Source organism: Pseudomonas oryzagri (genome assembly GCF_020831405.1).
GTDB classification, from domain to species: Bacteria; Pseudomonadota; Gammaproteobacteria; order Pseudomonadales; family Pseudomonadaceae; genus Geopseudomonas; species Geopseudomonas oryzagri.
The window spans coordinates 1-17,139 of the sequence record NZ_JAJHPU010000018.1 but is presented as its reverse complement, the minus strand read 5'-3'; the positions used below and the strand labels follow the sequence as shown (position 1 = coordinate 17,139).

Here is a 17,139-nt window from a genome sequence, read left to right as displayed (position 1 = left end):
CGGTGCGGAAGGCGACGGCGCTTCAGGAACCCAACAGCAACGAACAGGAAGCACACTCACATGAAAGCATTCGCCAAGACCCTTCTCGCGGCAGCCCTCGCCACCACCGTGGCGGGCGCAGCCCAGGCCGACGACAAGGTGCTGCACGTCTACAACTGGTCCGACTACATCGCCCAGGACACCCTGGCCAAGTTCGAGAAGGAATCGGGCATCAAGGTCGTCTACGACGTCTACGACAGCAACGAGACCCTGGAAGCCAAGATGCTGGCCGGCAACTCGGGCTACGACATCGTGGTGCCGTCGAACAACTTCCTCGCCAAGCAGATCAAGGCCAAGGTCTACCAGCCGCTGGACAAGTCCAAGCTGTCCAACTGGGACAACCTCAACAAGGACCTGCTGAAGGCCGTGTCGGTCAGCGACCCGGGCAACCAGTACGCCATCCCCTACATGTGGGGCTCGATCGGCATCGGCTACAACCCGGAGAAGGTCAAGGCCGCCCTCGGCGACAACGCCCCGGTCAACTCCTGGGACCTGCTGTTCAAGCCGGAGAACATCGAGAAGCTCAAGGGCTGCGGCGTCAGCTTCCTCGACTCGCCGACCGAGATCCTGCCGATCGCCCTGCACTACCTGGGCTACCCGACCGATACCCAGGACTCCAAGCAGCTCAAGGAAGCCGAGGCGCTGTTCCTCAAGATCCGTCCCTACGTGACCTACTTCCACTCCTCCAAGTACATCTCCGACCTGGCCAACGGCAACATCTGCGTGGCGGTGGGCTACTCGGGTGACGTCTACCAGGCCAAGTCGCGCGCCGAGGAAGCCGGCGGCAAGGTCAAGGTCTCCTACAACATTCCGAAGGAAGGTGCCGGCACCTTCTTCGACATGGTGGCCATCCCCGCCGACGCCAAGAACCCGGCCGGCGCCCACGCCTTCATCAACTTCCTGATGAAGCCGGAAATCATGGCCGAGATCACCAACGAGGTGCAGTTCCCCAACGGCAACGCCGCCGCCACCCCGCTGGTGAACGAGGAGATCCGCAACGACCCGGGCGTCTACCCGAGCAGCGAGACCATGTCCAAGCTGTACGCCATCGCCGACCTGCCGGCCAAGGTGCAGCGTGAAATGACCCGCATCTGGACCAAGATCAAGTCGGGCAAGTAACACCGCGCAACCCCGGGTCGCCGGCTCCGCCGGCGGCCCGGATCCCAGCCACCCACCTGCGCTGTCTGCCGTTCACCTCTACCGACGCCCTCGCGCCTGCGGTGCTGACAAAAGAACAACAACACGAGGATCCCGCGATGCAGACTTCGCTGCTCCCCAGCCTGTGCGCCCTTGCCCTGGGTGCGCTGCTCGCCGCGTCGGCCGTGGCCGCTCCGCGCGTGCATATCTACAACTGGTCCGACTACATCGGCGAGAACACCCTGCGCCAGTTCGAGGACGAAACCGGCATCGCCCCGCAGTACGACGTCTTCGACTCCAACGAAACCCTCGAGGGCAAGCTGCTCGCCGGCCACAGCGGCTACGACGTGGTGGTGCCGTCCAACCACTTCCTCGGCCGGCAGATCCGCGCCGGCGTGTTCCAGAAGCTCGACCGCAGCCAGCTGCCCAACTGGAAGAACCTCGATCCGCAGCTGATGAAGCAGCTCGAGCGCAACGATCCGGGCAACCAGTACGCCGTGCCCTACCTGTGGGGCACCAACGGCATCGGCTACAACGTCACCAAGATCAAGGCGATCCTCGGCATCGAGCGCATCGACTCCTGGGCGGTGCTGTTCGAGCCGGAGAACGTCAAGAAGCTGTCCGCCTGCGGGGTGGCCTTCCTCGACTCGGCCGACGAGATGATCCCGGCGATGCTCAACTACCTGGGCCTCGACCCCAACAGTCAGAATCCCGAGGACTACGCCAAGGCCGAGGCCCGCCTGCTGGCCATCCGTCCCTACGTCACCTACTTCCACTCCTCCAAGTACATCGCCGACCTGGCCAACGGCGACATCTGCGTGGCCGCCGGCTATTCCGGCGACGTGCTGCAGGCGGCCGACCGCGCCGAGGAGGCCGGCAAGGGCTTCGAGATCGCCTACAGCATTCCCAAGGAGGGGGCCAACCTGTGGTTTGACATGCTGGCCATCCCGGCCGACGCCGGCAACGTGCGCGAGGCGCACCGCTTCATCAATTACCTGCTGGAGCCTGCGGTGATCGCCGGGGTCAGCGACAGCGTCGGCTACGCCAACCCCAATCCCAAGGCGGACGCGCTGATGGATCCGGAGGTGCGTGGCAACAGTTCGGTCTATCCGCCGCAAGAAGTTCTCAATCGCCTCTTCGTTTCTGCCGAATTGCCCGCTAATGTGCAGCGCCTCATGACCCGTAGCTGGACGCGCATCAAGTCCGGCCAATGAGCCCATTCAACCGACCCGGCCCTGCGGCCGAAACATTCAGCTCAGGGAGCAGTAAATGGCAACAACCGCCAGTGCCAACCCCAAAGCCCTGACCGGCGTCCCGCAAGCCAAGGAAGTGCTGGTCAAGATCGACAGGGTGACCAAGAAGTTCGACGAGATGATCGCGGTGGACGACGTGTCGCTGTCCATCCACAAGGGCGAGATCTTCGCCCTGCTCGGCGGCTCCGGTTGCGGCAAGTCCACCCTGCTGCGCATGCTCGCCGGCTTCGAGCGGCCGACCGAGGGGCGCATCTTCCTGGATGGCCAGGACATCACCGACCTGCCGCCCTACGAGCGGCCGATCAACATGATGTTCCAGTCCTACGCGCTGTTCCCGCACATGAGCGTGGAACAGAACATCGCCTTCGGCCTCAAGCAGGACGGCCTGCCCAAGGACGAGATCGCCACGCGCGTCGCCGAGATGCTCAAGCTGGTGCAGATGACCCAGTACGCCCAGCGCAAGCCGCACCAGCTGTCCGGCGGTCAGCGCCAGCGCGTGGCGCTGGCCCGCTCGCTGGCCAAGCGTCCCAAGCTGCTGCTGCTCGACGAGCCGATGGGCGCGCTGGACAAGAAGCTGCGCTCGCAGATGCAGCTGGAGCTGGTGGAGATCATCGAGCGGGTCGGCGTGACCTGCATGATGGTCACCCACGATCAGGAAGAGGCCATGACCATGGCCGGGCGCATCGCCATCATGCACCAGGGCTGGATCGCCCAGGTCGGCACGCCGATGGACATCTACGAGACCCCGGCCAACCGCCTGGTCTGCGAGTTCATCGGCAACGTCAACCTGTTCGAGGGTGAGCTGGTCGAGGATCTGCCCGATCACGCGATGATCGCCTGCCCGCAACTGGAGCGGCCGATCTACGTCGGCCATGGCATCTCCACCCGCGCCGAGGAGAAGCACGTCAGCTACGCCCTGCGCCCGGAGAAGCTGCTGCTCAGCATGGACAAGCCCGAGCTGGAGCACGCCGACTACAACTGGTCGACCGGCAAGGTACAGGACATCGCCTACCTCGGCGGCCACTCGGTGTACCACGTCGCGCTGCCCTCGGGCATGGTGGTGCAGGCGTTCATGGCCAACTCCGAGCGCCACGTGAAACGGCCGACCTGGAACGATCCCGTGTACGTATCCTGGATCGACGACAGCGGAGTGGTTCTGCAATCATGAATGCCCTCAAGCGCCTGCTGCCCTCCGGCCGCCACTGCGTCATCGGTGTTCCGTTCTTCTGGCTGCTGCTGTTCTTCCTGCTGCCCTTCGTCATCGTGCTGAAGATCAGCTTCGCCGAAGTCGACGTGGCCATCCCGCCGTACACCGAGATCGTCACCTGGGTCGACAACCAGCTCACCGTGCTGCTCAACCTGGGCAACTACGTGTTCCTCAGCGAGGACGAGCTGTACCTCGCCGCCTATCTCGGCTCGCTGAAGATCGCCACCCTCAGCACCCTGCTGTGCCTGCTGATCGGCTACCCGATGGCCTACGCCATCAGCCGCGCCAGCAAGGAAATGCAGACGGTATGGCTGCTGCTGGTGATGATGCCGACCTGGACCGCGATCCTCATCCGCGTGTACGCCTGGATGGGCATCCTCAGCAACAACGGCCTGCTCAACGCCCTGCTGCAGAGCCTGGGCCTGATCGACGAGCCGCTGCAGATCCTCAACACCGACCTCGCCGTGTACATCGGCATCGTCTACGCCTACCTGCCGTTCATGGTGCTGCCGCTGTACGCCAACCTGGTCAAGCACGACCCCAGCCTGCTGGAGGCGGCCGCCGACCTCGGCGCGCACCACCTGACCAGCTTCTGGAAGATCACCGTGCCGCTGTCGAAGAACGGCATCATCGCCGGCTGCATGCTGGTGTTCATCCCGGTGGTCGGCGAGTTCGTCATCCCCGAGCTGCTCGGCGGCCCGGAGACGCTGATGATCGGCAAGGTGCTGTGGCAGGAATTCTTCAACAACCGCGACTGGCCGGTGGCCGCCGCGCTGGCGGTGGTGATGCTGGCGATCCTGCTGGTGCCGATCATTCTGTTCAACCGCAACCAGGCGAAGGAGCTGGAGGGCAAGCTATGAACAAATCGTTTGGCTGGGGCCCGGCCTCTTCCTCGATCACCCGCGACCGGGCGAAGGCACTGGAGGTCACGCCATGAAGCGCTTCAGCTTCTCGAGCTTCATGCTGATCGCCGGCATGGCGTTCATCTACCTGCCGATGCTGATCCTGGTGATCTACTCGTTCAACGCCTCGCGCCTGGTCACCGTGTGGGGTGGCTGGTCGATGCACTGGTACTTCGGCCTGCTCGACAACGCCCAGCTGATGAATGCCGTGGGCCGCTCGCTGGAGATCGCCTGCTATACCGCGATCGCCGCCACCGCGCTGGGCACCCTGGCCGCGCTGGTGCTCACCCGCATTCCGCGTTTTCGCGGACGTACGCTGTTCGGCGGCATGGTCACCGCGCCGCTGGTGATGCCCGAGGTGATCACCGGTCTGTCGCTGCTGCTGCTGTTCGTGGCCATGGGTCAGCTGATCGGCTGGCCGGCCGAGCGCGGTCTGATGACCATCTGGATCGCCCACACCACCTTCTGCACCGCCTATGTGGCGATCGTAGTGTCGGCGCGCCTGCGCGAGCTGGACCTGTCCATCGAGGAGGCGGCCATGGATCTGGGCGCGCGGCCGTGGAAGGTGTTCTTCCTGATCACCATCCCGATGATCGCGCCCTCGCTGGCGGCCGGTGCGATGATGTCGTTCGCGCTGTCGCTGGACGACCTGGTGCTGGCCAGCTTCGTCTCCGGCCCCGGCTCCACCACCCTGCCGATGGAGATCTTCTCCGCCGTGCGCTTGGGCGTGAAGCCGGAGATCAACGCGGTGGCCAGCCTGATCCTGCTGGTGGTGTCGCTGTTCACCTTCTGCGCCTGGTACTTCAGCCGGCGCGCCGAGGAGCACCGCAAGCGCGCCATCCAGCAGGCCATGGAGGAAACGGTGAAGGGCGCCTGAGCGGCGTTTTCCCCGGCCAGCATGCACAAGGGCCACCCCGCGGGGTGGCCCTTGTCGTTTCTAGCCGACAATCCGGCTTCGGCGGGACCCGCCCCTCACTCCTGCTTGAGCACCTGCGGCAGCTGCGCCGCCAGCTTGGCCGGGTTCAGCGGGGCGCGAAGGAAGCCGCGCTGGCGACCGTCGGGACCGATCAACGCCAGGTTGCCGCTGTGGTCGACGGTGTAGTGCTCCTGGCGGGTGTCGCCGGGAATGAAGGGGATGCTCACCGCGTTGGCCAGCGTCTGGATGTCCGCCAGTTCGCCGGTCAGCCCGCTGTAGCCGGCGTTGTAGTAGCCGAGGTACTGCTTGAGCTGCGCGGGTGTGTCGCGTGCCGGGTCGACGCTGACCATGGTCACCTGCAGGCGGGCGAGCGCCTCCGGCGGCAGCTGGCTACGCACCTGGCGCAGCTCGGCCAGGGTGGTCGGACAGATATCCGGGCAGAAGGTGTAGCCGAAGAACAGCAGCGTCCAGCGCCCCTTGAGCTGGTCGACCGCCTGCGGCCGGCCGTTCTCGTCGGTGAGGCTGAGCGCCGGCAGGGCGCGGCTCTGCGGCAGGAGGATGATACCGGCGTCGGCCAGCGCTACCGGGTCGGCCTGCTGCGGGCCGTTGAGCACCTTGCTGACGGTGAGGCCGAGTAACACGGCGATGGCGGCGACGAGGAGCAGAACGGTCTTGTGGATGCGGGTCATGGACTCAGGTTCAGGGCGAAGTAGTGATCGGCGAGCAGGACGATGAACAGGGCGAACAGGTAGGTAATAGAGTACTTGAAGGTCCTCAGCGCAGCCTGCGGTCGGCTGTCACGGTACAACGCCCAGGCCCAGTCGAGGAAGCGCGCGCCGAGCAGCACGGCGCCGGCCAGGTACAGCGGTCCGCTCATGTGGATGACGAAGGGCAGCAGGCTGACGGCGAACAGGATCAGCGTGTAGAGCAGGATGTGCAGCTTGGTGTAGCGCTCGCCGTGGGTCACCGGCAGCATGGGGATCTCCGCCTTGGTGTAGTCGTCCTTGCGGTGGATGGCCAGCGCCCAGAAGTGCGGCGGGGTCCAGGCGAAGATGATCAGCACCAGCAGCAGCGCCTCGGCGTCCAGGTGGCCGGTCACTGCGGTCCAGCCGAGCATCGGCGGCGCCGCCCCCGCTATGCCGCCGATGACGATGTTCTGCGGCGTTGCGCGCTTGAGAAAGCCGGTGTAGATCACCGCGTAGCCGACCAGCGAGGCCAGGGTCAGCCAGGCGGTCAGCGGGTTGGTGGCGGCCAGCAACAGCGCCTGACCGGCCAGCGCCAGGACAAAGGCGAACAGCAGCGCCGCGCGCGGCGAGACCCGACCGGCGACCAGCGGGCGCAGGCGGGTGCGCGCCATCAAGGCGTCGATGCGCCGGTCGACCACATGATTGACCGCCGCCGCCGCGCCGGCGCACAGGGCGATGCCGAGGTTGCCCAGCAGCAGCACGCTCCACGGCACCCAGCCGTCGCTGGCCAGCAGCATGCCGACCAGCGAGGTGATCAGCATCAGCACCACCACCTTGGGTTTAGTCAGCTCCAGATAGTCGTGCCAGCCGGCCCGGGTCTGGCGCTCGTGTACCAGTGTGGTCATGGCCTTCATCCCCTTGTTGTCGTTGTTCCTTGCCGGCGCCCGCTCACAGCCGTGGCAGGTCGCAGTTGCCGCGCACCACCAGGCGCAGGCCGACGCTCACCGGCGCCGGCGCCGGGCGCAGGCGGTAGTTGATCGCCACCAGTACCAGCAGCAGCGCAGCGCCCCCGAGGTTGTGCGCCACCGCCACTGGCAGCGGCAGATGCAGCAGCACATTGGCGATGCCGAGGCTGACTTGCAGGGTCAGCGCCAGCAGCAGCAGGCCGGCCAGGCGCGGCAGGCCGCCGCGCCACAGGCGCCAAGCCAGGGTCAGCAGCAGCAGGGCAACCAGGAGTGCGCCGAGACGATGGCTGAGGTGGATGGCGGTACGCGCCGCGCTGTCGAGCTGGCCGCCGAGGTAGTTGGGGCCGATCTGCTGGGCGAGATGGAAGCCATTGGCGAAGTCGGTGGCCGGCCACCACTGGCCGTGGCAGGTCGGCAGGTCGGTACAGGCCATGGCCGCATAATTGCTGCTCACCCAGCCGCCGAGCGCGATCTGCCCGACCAGCGCCAGCAGTCCCAGCGCCGCCAGACCGCGCAGCCGCACCGAGCCGCCGGCCCACGTCGGCACCGCGCCGGACAGGCGCAGGCTGAGCAGGCACAGCAGGGCAAGGGTGGCGAAGCCACCGAGCAGATGGGCACTGACCACCTGCGGCCACAGCTTGAGGGTTACCGTCCACATGCCGAAGGCCGCCTGCAGAAGCACCAGCGCCAACAGCAGCAGCGGCAGCTTCAGCGGCTGGCCCGGCAGGCCGCGGTGACGGACGGCCAGCAGCGCCAGCAGGGCGATCAGCAGGCCCAGGCTGCCGGCGAAGTAGCGGTGGACCATCTCGTTCCAGCCCTTCTCCGCCTCTACCGGCGCGTCGGGGAAGTGGCGCTCGGCGTGGGCGAGCTGCTCGGAACTCTGCGGAACGCCCATGAAGCCGTAGCAACCGGGCCAGTCGGGGCAACCGAGGCCGGCATGGGTCAGACGGGTGTAGGCGCCGAGCATCACCACTAGCAGCGCCAGCAGGGTGGCGGCCAGCGCCAGCCGGAAGCCCGGTCTTGGTGAGAAAGCCATGGCAGTGTCTCCCCCAGGATTGCTGCACAGCCGACAAAGGCGGATGGCGAACGCGACTCGGCGTCCTCTCCATTGCCCGCCCGACGCTCCCCCGCCGCTCGGGCCTTGTCTTGACTCTAGCAGGCGTGGGCAAAGCTGCCCGGCGCGCCGGCCTGCTCAGCCGATCTGCGAGATCTTCAGCAGATGGCGCAGGTCTTCGAGAATCTGTTTGCCGTCGCTGCCGGCGTCGTAGCGCAGCACCAGGTTGCCGTGCGGATCGACGATCCACAGCTGTGCGCCCTGCTCCGGATAGCGGTCGGCATCGAGAATGAGGCGGCGCAGCTTCGGGTCACCGGCGCGCAGCTCGGCGTCGTAATCCGCGGCCAGCGGCGCGCCCTGGGCCAGCGCATGGCCGGCACGGTCGGCCTCGCGCCCCAGGCCGATGTGGATCTGCCGCGCCAGGTAGACCAGCCGGCGGCACTCGGCGGCACAGTCGTCGGCGCTGGTGACCAGCAGTTGCCAGGACGCCGCCTCGTCGCCCACCGTTACGCCCCAGTGGCCGGCCACGCCGAGATCGGCCGGGGTCTGGCCCGTGGCGATCAGTTCGCCGTGGTAGCTGCGCCCCTGCGGCACCCAGAACTGCCAGCGATACATGGCGCTGGCCAGCAGCATGGGGCCGAGCACCACGGCAAGCAGGCCGAGCAGCTGCCAGCGGCCGCGGCCGCGCCGCGGCGCTCCCCGTTCAAGCGTCAGAGCGGTAGCCATCGCGCACCTCCCGTGCCTGTTTCACGCCCAACCACAGATACAGCCCGAGCAGCGTGGCCGCCAGGGCGAACCACTGCACGGCGTAGCCCAAATGCCGCTCCGGGCCCATGTTCACCGCCGGCCAGTCGCCGACGTAGCTTGCCGGCCCCGGCTGCAGACGCAGCTCGCCGGGCAGGCCGTCGCGGCCCAGTTCGTCCCACAGCGCCGGCGCGTCCACGGCGTTGACCAGCCGCGGCCAGCCCGCCTCCGCCGCGCCGCCGCCGAGCAAAAATGCCTCGCCGGGCGGCCGGTATACGGTGGCTAGGACGCTGAGTTCGCCGGCCGGCGTGGCGAACTCCGGCGGCCGACGCCGATCCGGCCAGGGCAGCCAGCCGCGGTTGACCAGCACCCAACGACCGCTGGGGCGATCGAGGAACGGTTGCAGCAGCTCGACGCCGACCCGTCCGCCGCGCTGGCGGTTGTCCAGCAGCAGACTGTGCGCGGCGTCGAACGTCCCGATCAGGCGCACGCGGCGAAAGCCGGGCTCGCCCAACGCCACCAGTTCGGCCAGCACCAGCACCGGCGCGCGGGCCTGGGTGGCCTGCTCGCCGAGTAGCGCGCGCTTCTCCTCGGCACGCTGCAGCTGCCATCCACCCAGACTGAGCAGCAGCGGCAACAGGGCCGCGACCAGCAGACTCGGCAGCACACCCGGGCGGAACCGCGGCGTGCGCCTCAGCCGGTTAATGCCGGCAACTCCGAGCATGGCGGCGCCATCACAGCACGTAGACGAAGATGAACAGGCAGACCCAGACCACGTCGACGAAGTGCCAGTACCAGCTGGCCGCCTCGAAGCCGAAGTGATGTTCCGGGGCGAAATGGCCACGCAGGATGCGGATCAGCATTACCGTGAGCATCAGCGCGCCTATGGTCACGTGGGCGCCGTGGAAGCCGGTGAGCATGAAGAAGGTCGCGCCATACACGCCGGAGGCGAGGGTCAGATCCAGCTCGGTATAGGCGTGCACGTACTCCTCGGCCTGCAACACCAGGAAGGCCACGCCGAGCAGCACGGTCAGCGCCAGCCAGGCCTTGAGCGCACCGCGGCGATCGTGCCGCAGGGCGTGGTGGGCGAAGGTCAGGGTGAAGCTGGAGGACACCAGCAGCACGGTGTTGATCAGCGGCAGGTGCCAGGGGTCGATGATCCCCTGCGGCGCCGGATAGCTCTGCGGGTCCGGGTTGTTCAGCAATGGCCAGTGGAACTGGAAATTCGGCCACAACATGGCACTGGCGCCCTTCTCGCCGACGCCATCCAGCCAGGGGCCGGCGAACAGCCGCAGGTAGAACAGCGCGCCGAAGAAGGCGGCGAAGAACATCACTTCGGAGAAGATGAACCAGCACATGCCCCAGCGGAACGAGCGATCCATCTGACCGCTGTACAGGCCGCTGCGGCTCTCGCGGATGACGTTGCCGAACCAGCCGAACAGCATGTAGGCCAGCAGCAAGGCGCCGACGATGAAGATCAGCGGGCCCACGGAGCCGGTGCGCGCGGCCTTGAGGTCGTTGAACCAGGTGCCCAGGCCGATCACCGTCACCAGCAGCCCGAGGGTCGCGATGATCGGCCACTTGCTCTGCTCGGGAACGTAGTACTGCTCGTGCGTTGCCATGTGTCGTTCTCCTTAGCCGCCGTTGCGCGCCACTGCTGGCTGGCGGGCGGTGATGTCGAACAGCGTGTAACCCAGGGTCAGGTGCTGCACGTCGGCCGGCAGGTCGCGGTCGACGATGAAGCGCACCGGCATCTCGATACGCTCGCCCGGCTGCAGCACCTGCTGGGTGAAGCAGAAACACTCGGTCTTATGAAAGAAGGCGGCCGCCTTGGACGGTGCCACGCTGGGGACGGCCTGGGCGGTCATCGGCTGCTGCGTCGGGTTGTGGGCGACGAACAGCATCTGGTTGACCGCGCCGGGATGCACGACCAGCTCGTCCTGCTGGGGGGCGAATTCCCAGGTCATACCGGCGGCGTTGGTGGCGAGGAACTGCACGCGCACCGCGCGGCCCGCGTCCACCGCCTGGCGGCCCTGCCAGGCACCGGCAGTCTTGCCGTTGATGCCGAAGGCCTGGCACATGACGTCGTACAGCGGCACCAGGGCGAAGCCGAAGCCGAACATCGCCACCGCCACCAGCAGCAGGCGGCGCACCAGGCGGCTCGTGTCGGTGTTGTCGCTCATCACGGGCTCCTCGCGCGGCTCGGAATCAGTGCAGGCGGCTGCGCTCGTCCAGCTCCGGCGGGGTCTGGAAGGTGTGGTAGGGCGCCGGCGAAGGCACCGTCCATTCCAGGCCATGGGCACCGTCCCATGGCTTGTCCGCCGCCTTCGGCCCGCCGCGCACGCACTTGATGACGATGAACAGGAACAGCAGCTGGGTGGCGCCGAACAGGAAGGCGCCGATACTGGAAACCATGTTGAAGTTGGCGAACATCAGGTTGTAGTCGGGGATGCGCCGCGGCATGCCGGCCAGACCGACGAAGTGCATGGGGAAGAAGGCCAGGTTCATGCCGATGAAGCTCAGCCAGAAGTGCAGCCTGGCCAGGCTCTCGTCGTACATGTGCCCGGTCCATTTGGGCAGCCAATAGTAGGTGGAGGCGAAGATGCCGAAGATCGCCCCCGGCACCAGCACGTAGTGGAAGTGGGCGACCACGAAGTAGGTGTCGTGATACTGGAAGTCGGCCGGAGCGATGGCCAGCATCAACCCGGAGAAGCCGCCAATGGTGAACAGGATGACGAAAGCCACGGCGAACAGCATCGGGGCCTCGAAGGACAGCGAGCCGCGCCACATGGTGCTCACCCAGTTGAACACCTTCACCCCGGTGGGCACGGCGATCAGCATGGTGGCGTACATGAAGAACAGCTCGCCGACCACCGGGATGCCGACCACGAACATGTGGTGGGCCCAGACGATGAACGACAGGAAGGCGATGGCGCCGATGGCGTAGACCATCGAGGTGTAACCGAACAGTTGCTTGCGGCTGAAGGTGGGGATGATCGAGCTGACCGCGCCGAAGGCCGGCAGGATCATGATGTATACCTCGGGGTGGCCGAAGAACCAGAACACGTGCTGGAACAGCACCGGGTCGCCGCCACCGGCCGCGCTGAAGAAGCTGGTGCCGAAGTGGATGTCCATCAGCATCATGGTCACGCAGCCGGCCAGCACCGGCATCACCGCGATCAGCAGGAAGGCGGTGATCAGCCAGGTCCACACGAACAGCGGCATCTGCATCAGCGTCATGCCGGGGGCGCGCAGGTTGAGCACGGTGGCGATCACATTGATCGCGCCCATGATCGAGCTGATGCCCATCAGGTGAATGGCGAAGATGAAGAAGGTGACGCTCTGCGGGGCGTAGGTGGTGGACAGCGGCGCGTAGAAGGTCCAGCCGAAGTTGGGTCCGCCGCCCTCCATGAAAAGGGTGCTGGCGAGCAGGCTGAAGGCCGCCGGCAGCAACCAGAAGCTGAAGTTGTTCATCCGCGGCAGGGCCATGTCCGGCGCGCCGATCATCAGCGGGATCATCCAGTTGGCCAGGCCGACGAAGGCCGGCATCACCGCGCCGAACACCATGATCAGGCCGTGCATGGTGGTCATCTGGTTGAAGAATTCCGGCTGGACGATCTGCAGACCCGGCTGGAACAGCTCGGCGCGGATCACCATGGCCATGCTGCCGCCGAACAGGAACATGGCGAAGCTGAACACCAGGTACATCGTGCCGATGTCCTTGTGGTTGGTGGTCAGCACCCAGCGCATCAGGCCCTTGGCCGGTCCGTGATGGCCGTGTTCTGTGTGGCCGTGCCCCTCATGGGAGTCGATCGCTGCACTCATCGCGGCCTCTCCTTACTTGGCGGAATTCTTGAACGCCACGATGTCCTGCGGCGTGACCATGTCCCCGGTCTTGTTGCCCCAGGCGTTGCGCTCGTAGGTGATGATCGCGGCGAGGTCGGTCTCGGACAGCTGCTTGCCGAAGGCAGGCATGGCGGTGCCGGGCTTGCCGTGGAACACGATGTGCATGTGACCTTCCTTCGGACCGGTGGCGATCTTCGAGCCCTTGAGCGCCGGGAACATAGGCGGCAGGCCTTCGCCGGTGGGCTGGTGGCAGGCCGCGCAGTTGGTCTGGTAGGCCTTTTCGCCATGCGCCATCAGCTCGTCGAGGGTCCACTCCTTGCCGGTCAGTTCCTTGGCCTTGAGCGCCTCGGCCTTGCGTTCGGCCAGCCAGGCAGCGTAGTCGGTGGGACTCTTGGCCTCGACAACGATGGGCATGAAGCCGTGATCCTTACCGCACAGCTCGGTGCATTGGCCGCGGTACAGGCCCGGTTGCTCGATGCGTGTCCAGGCCTCGTTGACGAAGCCGGGAATGGCATCCCTTTTCACCGCCAGCGCGGGCACCCACCAGGAATGAATCACGTCGGCGGCAGTGATCAGGAAGCGCACCTTGGCGCCGACCGGAACCACCAGGGGCTGGTCCACCTCGAGCAGGTAGTGCTCGGTCTTGGCTTCCTGGTTGTCGATCTGCGCGCGCGGGGTAGCGAGGTTGCTGAAGAACTCGACGTCCTCGCCCAGATATTTGTAGTGCCACTTCCACTGGTAGGCGGTGACCTGCACGTCGAGGTCGGGTTCGCTGTTGTCGTAGATTTCGATAAGGGTACGGGTGGCCGGTATCGCCATCAGCACCAGGATGACGAAGGGCACGATGGTCCAGAGGATCTCGACCCAGGTATGTTCGTGAAACTGCGCCGGTTGCTGACCCTGGCTGCGCCGATGCATGAGCATCGACCAGAACATCGCACCGAACACCACAACGCCGATGACCACGCAGATCCAAAAGATGGTCATGTGCAGGTCGAACACGGAGCGGCTGACCGCGGTGGCCCCCGATCCCATGTTGACGGTCCAGTCGGCGCGGGCCGTCAGTGCGGTCAGCGTCAGTATGGCTCCCAGCCAGAATTGCGGCAGTCGCAACATCCCTGGTCCCCTTCTGCTCGTTCTTGTCATTGCCGCCAACTGTCTGCGGCTAGGGCTGTGCAGTCGCGGCCACACGCTCCCCCCTGTCGCCGGGGTGCCGCAGGGATTCGTACAGTGCACACCAGACGAGCTGAGTATAGACAGGCGTGGCGACGCGGCAATTTCGCCACCGAACTGTGATAGCCATCACAATGAAAAGAAGAAACGCTTCCGAGGAACTTGCCACAGGTCAAGTGGCAGCCGTGGCTATTTGCAACTATGTTGCAACTTATTCTCAAAGCCCAGCGGAGGCCTGCCCCCCATGAATATCGCCGCGCTGCGCGAGCGCATCGACTTGGCTCTGCAACACGAAACCGATAACGGAACCCTGGCAGCCGGACTCGCCGAGCGAGTGGAGGGACTGCACCGCGCCATCCGGCTGCCCGACAGCGGCGCGCCGCAAACCCTGTTGCGCTTCGTCCAGGCGTACGTCGACGAAGTCCCGGCTCTGGTTGAAGCGGCTGCCAGTGTGGCCGTCGAGGCCGGCATCGACGCGCAGATCAAGCCGGTGCTGCGCTTGGCCGAGGAGTTCTTTCTCCATCCTCCGCAGTTGGTGGAGCACCAGGAAGGGCTGGAGGCGCTGCTGGACGAGGCCTATCTGGCCCATCGCCTTGTGGAGGAGGTCAACGACCGCTATATCGCCCACTTCGGCCAACCGCTGATCCCACTGGACACCACGGTGGCCAACCTGGTGGCCCATCACCTGATCGGCGAGGATTTCGCCAACCAGCTGGATGCCGCGGTCCATCATGCCAGCGAGACCCTGCTGGACCCGCGGATCTTCACCGCCGAGTCGGCCGACAACTACCGTGTCAAGCTGTCCAATCCGCGGCTGCTCGCCGCCTGGCGGCAATGGCCGTGTCTGTCGCGGCGGCTGGGCATCGAGCTGCAGCTCTCCTCCTGAGCGCTCAGGACCCCGGAAGCCGCAGCACAGGCTGCGGCCGGGTACTCTCAGGAATTGAAGCGCGAGCGCGGAGTGGCCATCGGCAGCTCCTCGCCGTCGAGCGGCAGGAAACGACCGCTTTCCGCGTCGTAGCCAATGATCTCGCTGGTTTCGATGTTGTACACCCAGCCGTGTATGAACAGCTGACCACTGGCCACCCGCGCAGCCACCGACGGATGGGTCAACAGGTGATTGAGCTGGGCCACCACGTTCTCCTCGGTGAGCAGCTCGAGGTGTTCCTGGCCGCAATCGCAGCGGGCGAAGTTCTGTTCGACCACCGTGCGCGCCACCTCGGCGTGGCGCAGCCAGCCCTTCACCGTCGGCATGCTTTCCAACGATTGCGGGTTGAGCACTGCCTTCATGGCGCCGCAATCGGAATGGCCGCAGACGATGATGTGGCGAACGCCCAGCGCTACTACCGCATACTCGATGGCGGTGGACACGCCCCCATTCATCTGGCCGTAGGGTGGCACCACGTTGCCGACGTTGCGGGTGACGAACAGGTCGCCCGGCGAGCTCTGGGTGATCAGCTCGGGAACGATGCGCGAATCGGCGCAGGTGATGAACATGGCCCGCGGGTTCTGCGCGGTGGCCAGCTTCTTGAACAGCTCTTCCTGAGCGGGAAACACATCGCGGCGGAAACGCTTGAAACCATCAACGATACTGCTCAGCGCTTCATCGCCAATGGACGGGTAGTTCTTCTCTTGCAGGGACTCATTCACGATTGGCTCTCCGAACTGTTGCGCGTCCGTCCGGTCTGCGCCGGCGGAGCTTCAAGGGGGATGTTCTAACCGACAACGGCAGGCGCGGCAAAGTCACACTTTGCCACTCGGACTTTGTAACGCAATCTGTTTCCGAGGTTTCATTCGCTGCATAGCGCCTCCCCGGAGACAGGTGCGCCGTCCCAGCGCAGCAAGCAGCGATATCAACCGAAGGAGTAGCGGCTGCGGACGCCGCTGCAGGCCGGGCATCGCGGCGTACAGGGTGCCAAGAAGCCCCCGAGCGGCAGCGCGGCCAGCCCCAAGGAGGAATGCCCCTACCATCCACGTGCGTATGCCTCCTTCCCGAGTAGGCATCTGGATTTCAGGGTAGACGGCTGGCATGGCATCGGCCGTGGTCTGGAGGAATAATGCCGACTTTCCCTGCCACTCAGGATGGCCGCTGTGACTCAGATCCGCCGAGAGCTCTTTGGTGACCTGCCTTGCTGGCGGGTACTGACCGCCGATGCCGACCTGCTGGTCGCCGAACAAGGCGCCCAGATCCTCAGTTACCAGCGCACCGGCGAACCGCCGCTGATCTGGCTCAGCGACCAGGCACGCGGTATTCGCGGCCAGTCGGTACGCGGTGGCGTGCCGGTGTGCTGGCCGTGGTTCGGCGATCTGGCCCGCAATCCGGCGGCCCTGCTCGCTCAGTACCGGGGCGAGGCGGCGCCTTTCCATGGTCTGGTGCGGAGCCTGGCTTGGGAGTGCCGACAACACGAAGTGGTAAATGATGAGGTGCGCCTGCTGTTCGTCTGCCCGCAGAGCGAAGAAGGTCTTCCCGACTGGCCTCAGGCTGTCGATGTGGAACTGGAGATCCGCCTCGGCGAACGTCTGCATCTCGATTTGCGTAGCCACAACCGCGGCCCGCGCCCCGTATGGATCAGTCAGGCCCTGCACAGCTACTTTGCAGTCAGCGATATCCGCGCGGTTGAAGTCTGCGGCCTTGAGAAGTGCCGGTATATCGAGACTCTCGACGGCTGGTCAGAATGCCGCCAGGAGGGCGTTCTGCGCTTCGCCGGCGAAACCGACCGTATCTACCTCGGCCTGCCTGCGCGTCTGGAACTGCACGACGGCGGCTGGCAGCGCACGCTGTGTCTGGAGAGTCACAGCGCACATACCGCAGTGCTGTGGAATCCATGGATCGACAAGGCGCAACGGCTGTCGCAATTCGCCGCAGACGCCTGGCAGCGCATGCTATGCATTGAAACCGCCAACGTCTGGGACGACTGCGTGCAGCTAGCTCCAGGGGCGACGCATAGTCTGGATCTGTGCCTGTGGAGCGAGACCCGACGCTGAGCAGTGGGCTGTATTGTGCTGCAGGAGCAAATTCATTCTCCCCTGCAGCGACGATACGTCTGCCGCGAGTCATTTTCTGTGGCAGACCGGCCGCCCGCAAGGATAACCCTGACCACCCCCCAGGCAGCCAGGCTTTTCCGGCCCGCAAAGACGAACCCCCGACCAGCAATGCTGATCGGGGGTTCGGTATAGGTGCTTGACGATGACCTACTCTCACATGGGGAAGCCCCACACT

Annotated in this window: 17 protein-coding genes; 7 read left to right on the top strand and 10 right to left on the bottom strand. The window is 65.7% G+C overall.

Features of this window, described 5'->3' with window-relative positions; translation table 11 throughout:
- Positions 1 to 60 precede the first annotated feature (60 nt).
- The 5 genes from LMJ29_RS06985 (at position 61) to LMJ29_RS06965 (ending at position 5,415) form a co-directional block, all read left to right on the top strand.
- Complete coding sequence (locus LMJ29_RS06985) at positions 61 to 1,158, top strand: polyamine ABC transporter substrate-binding protein (protein ID WP_229604798.1); 1,098 nt, start codon at positions 61 to 63, stop codon at positions 1,156 to 1,158.
- 137 nt (positions 1,159 to 1,295) lie between these two features.
- Positions 1,296 to 2,390: a polyamine ABC transporter substrate-binding protein gene (locus LMJ29_RS06980; RefSeq protein WP_229604797.1), complete on the top strand. Its 1,095-nt coding sequence runs from the start codon at positions 1,296 to 1,298 to the stop codon at positions 2,388 to 2,390.
- Positions 2,391 to 2,445: 55 nt separating this feature from the next.
- Entirely contained in the window at positions 2,446 to 3,597 is a 1,152-nt protein-coding gene (locus LMJ29_RS06975; protein ID WP_229604796.1) for an ABC transporter ATP-binding protein, read from the top strand.
- A gap of 17 nt (positions 3,598 to 3,614) precedes the next feature.
- On the top strand, positions 3,615 to 4,496 hold the full coding sequence (locus LMJ29_RS06970) for an ABC transporter permease subunit (protein ID WP_229604965.1): 882 nt from the start codon (positions 3,615 to 3,617) through the stop codon (positions 4,494 to 4,496).
- A 73-nt stretch (positions 4,497 to 4,569) separates the two neighbouring features.
- Positions 4,570 to 5,415 carry an ABC transporter permease subunit gene (locus LMJ29_RS06965; RefSeq protein ID WP_229604795.1) on the top strand — a complete coding sequence of 282 codons (846 nt, stop codon included), beginning with the start codon at positions 4,570 to 4,572 and terminating at the stop codon, positions 5,413 to 5,415.
- 95 nt (positions 5,416 to 5,510) lie between these two features.
- Here the strand turns inward: LMJ29_RS06965 and LMJ29_RS06960 are convergent, their stop codons facing one another.
- The 9 genes from LMJ29_RS06960 to coxB all read right to left on the bottom strand — a co-directional run bounded on the left by LMJ29_RS06960 (position 5,511) and on the right by coxB (position 13,865).
- Complete coding sequence (locus LMJ29_RS06960) at positions 5,511 to 6,143, bottom strand: SCO family protein (protein WP_229604794.1); 633 nt, start codon at positions 6,141 to 6,143, stop codon at positions 5,511 to 5,513.
- Positions 6,140 to 7,045 carry a heme o synthase gene (gene cyoE, locus LMJ29_RS06955; RefSeq protein ID WP_229604793.1) on the bottom strand — a complete coding sequence of 302 codons (906 nt, stop codon included), beginning with the start codon at positions 7,043 to 7,045 and terminating at the stop codon, positions 6,140 to 6,142. Before cyoE ends, LMJ29_RS06960 begins: the two co-directional genes overlap by 4 nt.
- Positions 7,046 to 7,088: 43 nt before the next feature.
- The gene (locus LMJ29_RS06950; protein WP_229604792.1) at positions 7,089 to 8,141 is read right to left on the bottom strand and encodes a COX15/CtaA family protein; all 1,053 of its coding nucleotides are present in this window, start codon (positions 8,139 to 8,141) and stop codon (positions 7,089 to 7,091) included.
- A 156-nt stretch (positions 8,142 to 8,297) separates the two neighbouring features.
- On the bottom strand, positions 8,298 to 8,885 hold the full coding sequence (locus LMJ29_RS06945) for a hypothetical protein (protein WP_229604791.1): 588 nt from the start codon (positions 8,883 to 8,885) through the stop codon (positions 8,298 to 8,300).
- Positions 8,863 to 9,627: an SURF1 family protein gene (locus LMJ29_RS06940; RefSeq protein WP_229604790.1), complete on the bottom strand. Its 765-nt coding sequence runs from the start codon at positions 9,625 to 9,627 to the stop codon at positions 8,863 to 8,865. The genes LMJ29_RS06945 and LMJ29_RS06940 overlap by 23 nt, the downstream gene beginning before the upstream one ends.
- 10 nt (positions 9,628 to 9,637) lie before the next feature.
- Positions 9,638 to 10,525, bottom strand: a complete 888-nt coding sequence (locus LMJ29_RS06935; protein WP_229604789.1) for a cytochrome c oxidase subunit 3 — start codon at positions 10,523 to 10,525, stop codon at positions 9,638 to 9,640.
- A 12-nt stretch (positions 10,526 to 10,537) separates the two neighbouring features.
- Entirely contained in the window at positions 10,538 to 11,086 is a 549-nt protein-coding gene (locus tag LMJ29_RS06930) for a cytochrome c oxidase assembly protein (protein WP_229604788.1), read from the bottom strand.
- 25 nt (positions 11,087 to 11,111) lie between these two features.
- Positions 11,112 to 12,728, bottom strand: a complete 1,617-nt coding sequence (gene ctaD / locus LMJ29_RS06925) for a cytochrome c oxidase subunit I (protein ID WP_229604787.1) — start codon at positions 12,726 to 12,728, stop codon at positions 11,112 to 11,114.
- A gap of 12 nt (positions 12,729 to 12,740) precedes the next feature.
- On the bottom strand, positions 12,741 to 13,865 hold the full coding sequence (gene coxB, locus LMJ29_RS06920; protein WP_229604786.1) for a cytochrome c oxidase subunit II: 1,125 nt from the start codon (positions 13,863 to 13,865) through the stop codon (positions 12,741 to 12,743).
- A 301-nt stretch (positions 13,866 to 14,166) separates the two neighbouring features.
- On the opposite strand from coxB, the gene LMJ29_RS06915 reads away from it, so the two are divergent.
- A complete protein-coding gene (locus tag LMJ29_RS06915; protein WP_229604785.1) occupies positions 14,167 to 14,808 on the top strand; it encodes a hypothetical protein in 642 nt (213 codons plus the stop codon).
- A 47-nt stretch (positions 14,809 to 14,855) separates the two neighbouring features.
- Here the strand turns inward: LMJ29_RS06915 and LMJ29_RS06910 are convergent, their stop codons facing one another.
- Complete coding sequence (locus LMJ29_RS06910) at positions 14,856 to 15,569, bottom strand: carbonic anhydrase (protein WP_377656170.1); 714 nt, start codon at positions 15,567 to 15,569, stop codon at positions 14,856 to 14,858.
- A 432-nt stretch (positions 15,570 to 16,001) separates the two neighbouring features.
- On the opposite strand from LMJ29_RS06910, the gene LMJ29_RS06905 reads away from it, so the two are divergent.
- Positions 16,002 to 16,904 (top strand): D-hexose-6-phosphate mutarotase, encoded by a 903-nt coding sequence (locus LMJ29_RS06905; RefSeq protein WP_377656167.1) that lies wholly within the window; start codon positions 16,002 to 16,004, stop codon positions 16,902 to 16,904.
- Positions 16,905 to 17,139 lie beyond the last annotated feature (235 nt).

What these genes read in the sequence shown, in the direction of transcription:
- LMJ29_RS06985 (WP_229604798.1), top strand. Translation starts at nt 61, where the DNA reads ATGAAAGCATTCGCCAAGACCCTTCTCGCGGCAGCCCTCGCCACCACC.
- LMJ29_RS06980 (WP_229604797.1), top strand. Translation starts at nt 1,296, where the DNA reads ATGCAGACTTCGCTGCTCCCCAGCCTGTGCGCCCTTGCCCTGGGTGCG.
- LMJ29_RS06975 (WP_229604796.1), top strand. Translation starts at nt 2,446, where the DNA reads ATGGCAACAACCGCCAGTGCCAACCCCAAAGCCCTGACCGGCGTCCCG.
- LMJ29_RS06965 (WP_229604795.1), top strand. Translation starts at nt 4,570, where the DNA reads ATGAAGCGCTTCAGCTTCTCGAGCTTCATGCTGATCGCCGGCATGGCG.
- LMJ29_RS06960 (WP_229604794.1), bottom strand. Translation starts at nt 6,143, where the DNA reads ATGACCCGCATCCACAAGACCGTTCTGCTCCTCGTCGCCGCCATCGCC.
- cyoE (WP_229604793.1), bottom strand. Translation starts at nt 7,045, where the DNA reads ATGACCACACTGGTACACGAGCGCCAGACCCGGGCCGGCTGGCACGAC.
- LMJ29_RS06950 (WP_229604792.1), bottom strand. Translation starts at nt 8,141, where the DNA reads ATGGCTTTCTCACCAAGACCGGGCTTCCGGCTGGCGCTGGCCGCCACC.
- LMJ29_RS06945 (WP_229604791.1), bottom strand. Translation starts at nt 8,885, where the DNA reads ATGGCTACCGCTCTGACGCTTGAACGGGGAGCGCCGCGGCGCGGCCGC.
- LMJ29_RS06940 (WP_229604790.1), bottom strand. Translation starts at nt 9,627, where the DNA reads ATGCTCGGAGTTGCCGGCATTAACCGGCTGAGGCGCACGCCGCGGTTC.
- LMJ29_RS06935 (WP_229604789.1), bottom strand. Translation starts at nt 10,525, where the DNA reads ATGGCAACGCACGAGCAGTACTACGTTCCCGAGCAGAGCAAGTGGCCG.
- LMJ29_RS06930 (WP_229604788.1), bottom strand. Translation starts at nt 11,086, where the DNA reads ATGAGCGACAACACCGACACGAGCCGCCTGGTGCGCCGCCTGCTGCTG.
- ctaD (WP_229604787.1), bottom strand. Translation starts at nt 12,728, where the DNA reads ATGAGTGCAGCGATCGACTCCCATGAGGGGCACGGCCACACAGAACAC.
- coxB (WP_229604786.1), bottom strand. Translation starts at nt 13,865, where the DNA reads ATGTTGCGACTGCCGCAATTCTGGCTGGGAGCCATACTGACGCTGACC.
- LMJ29_RS06915 (WP_229604785.1), top strand. Translation starts at nt 14,167, where the DNA reads ATGAATATCGCCGCGCTGCGCGAGCGCATCGACTTGGCTCTGCAACAC.
- LMJ29_RS06905 (WP_377656167.1), top strand. Translation starts at nt 16,002, where the DNA reads ATGGCCGCTGTGACTCAGATCCGCCGAGAGCTCTTTGGTGACCTGCCT.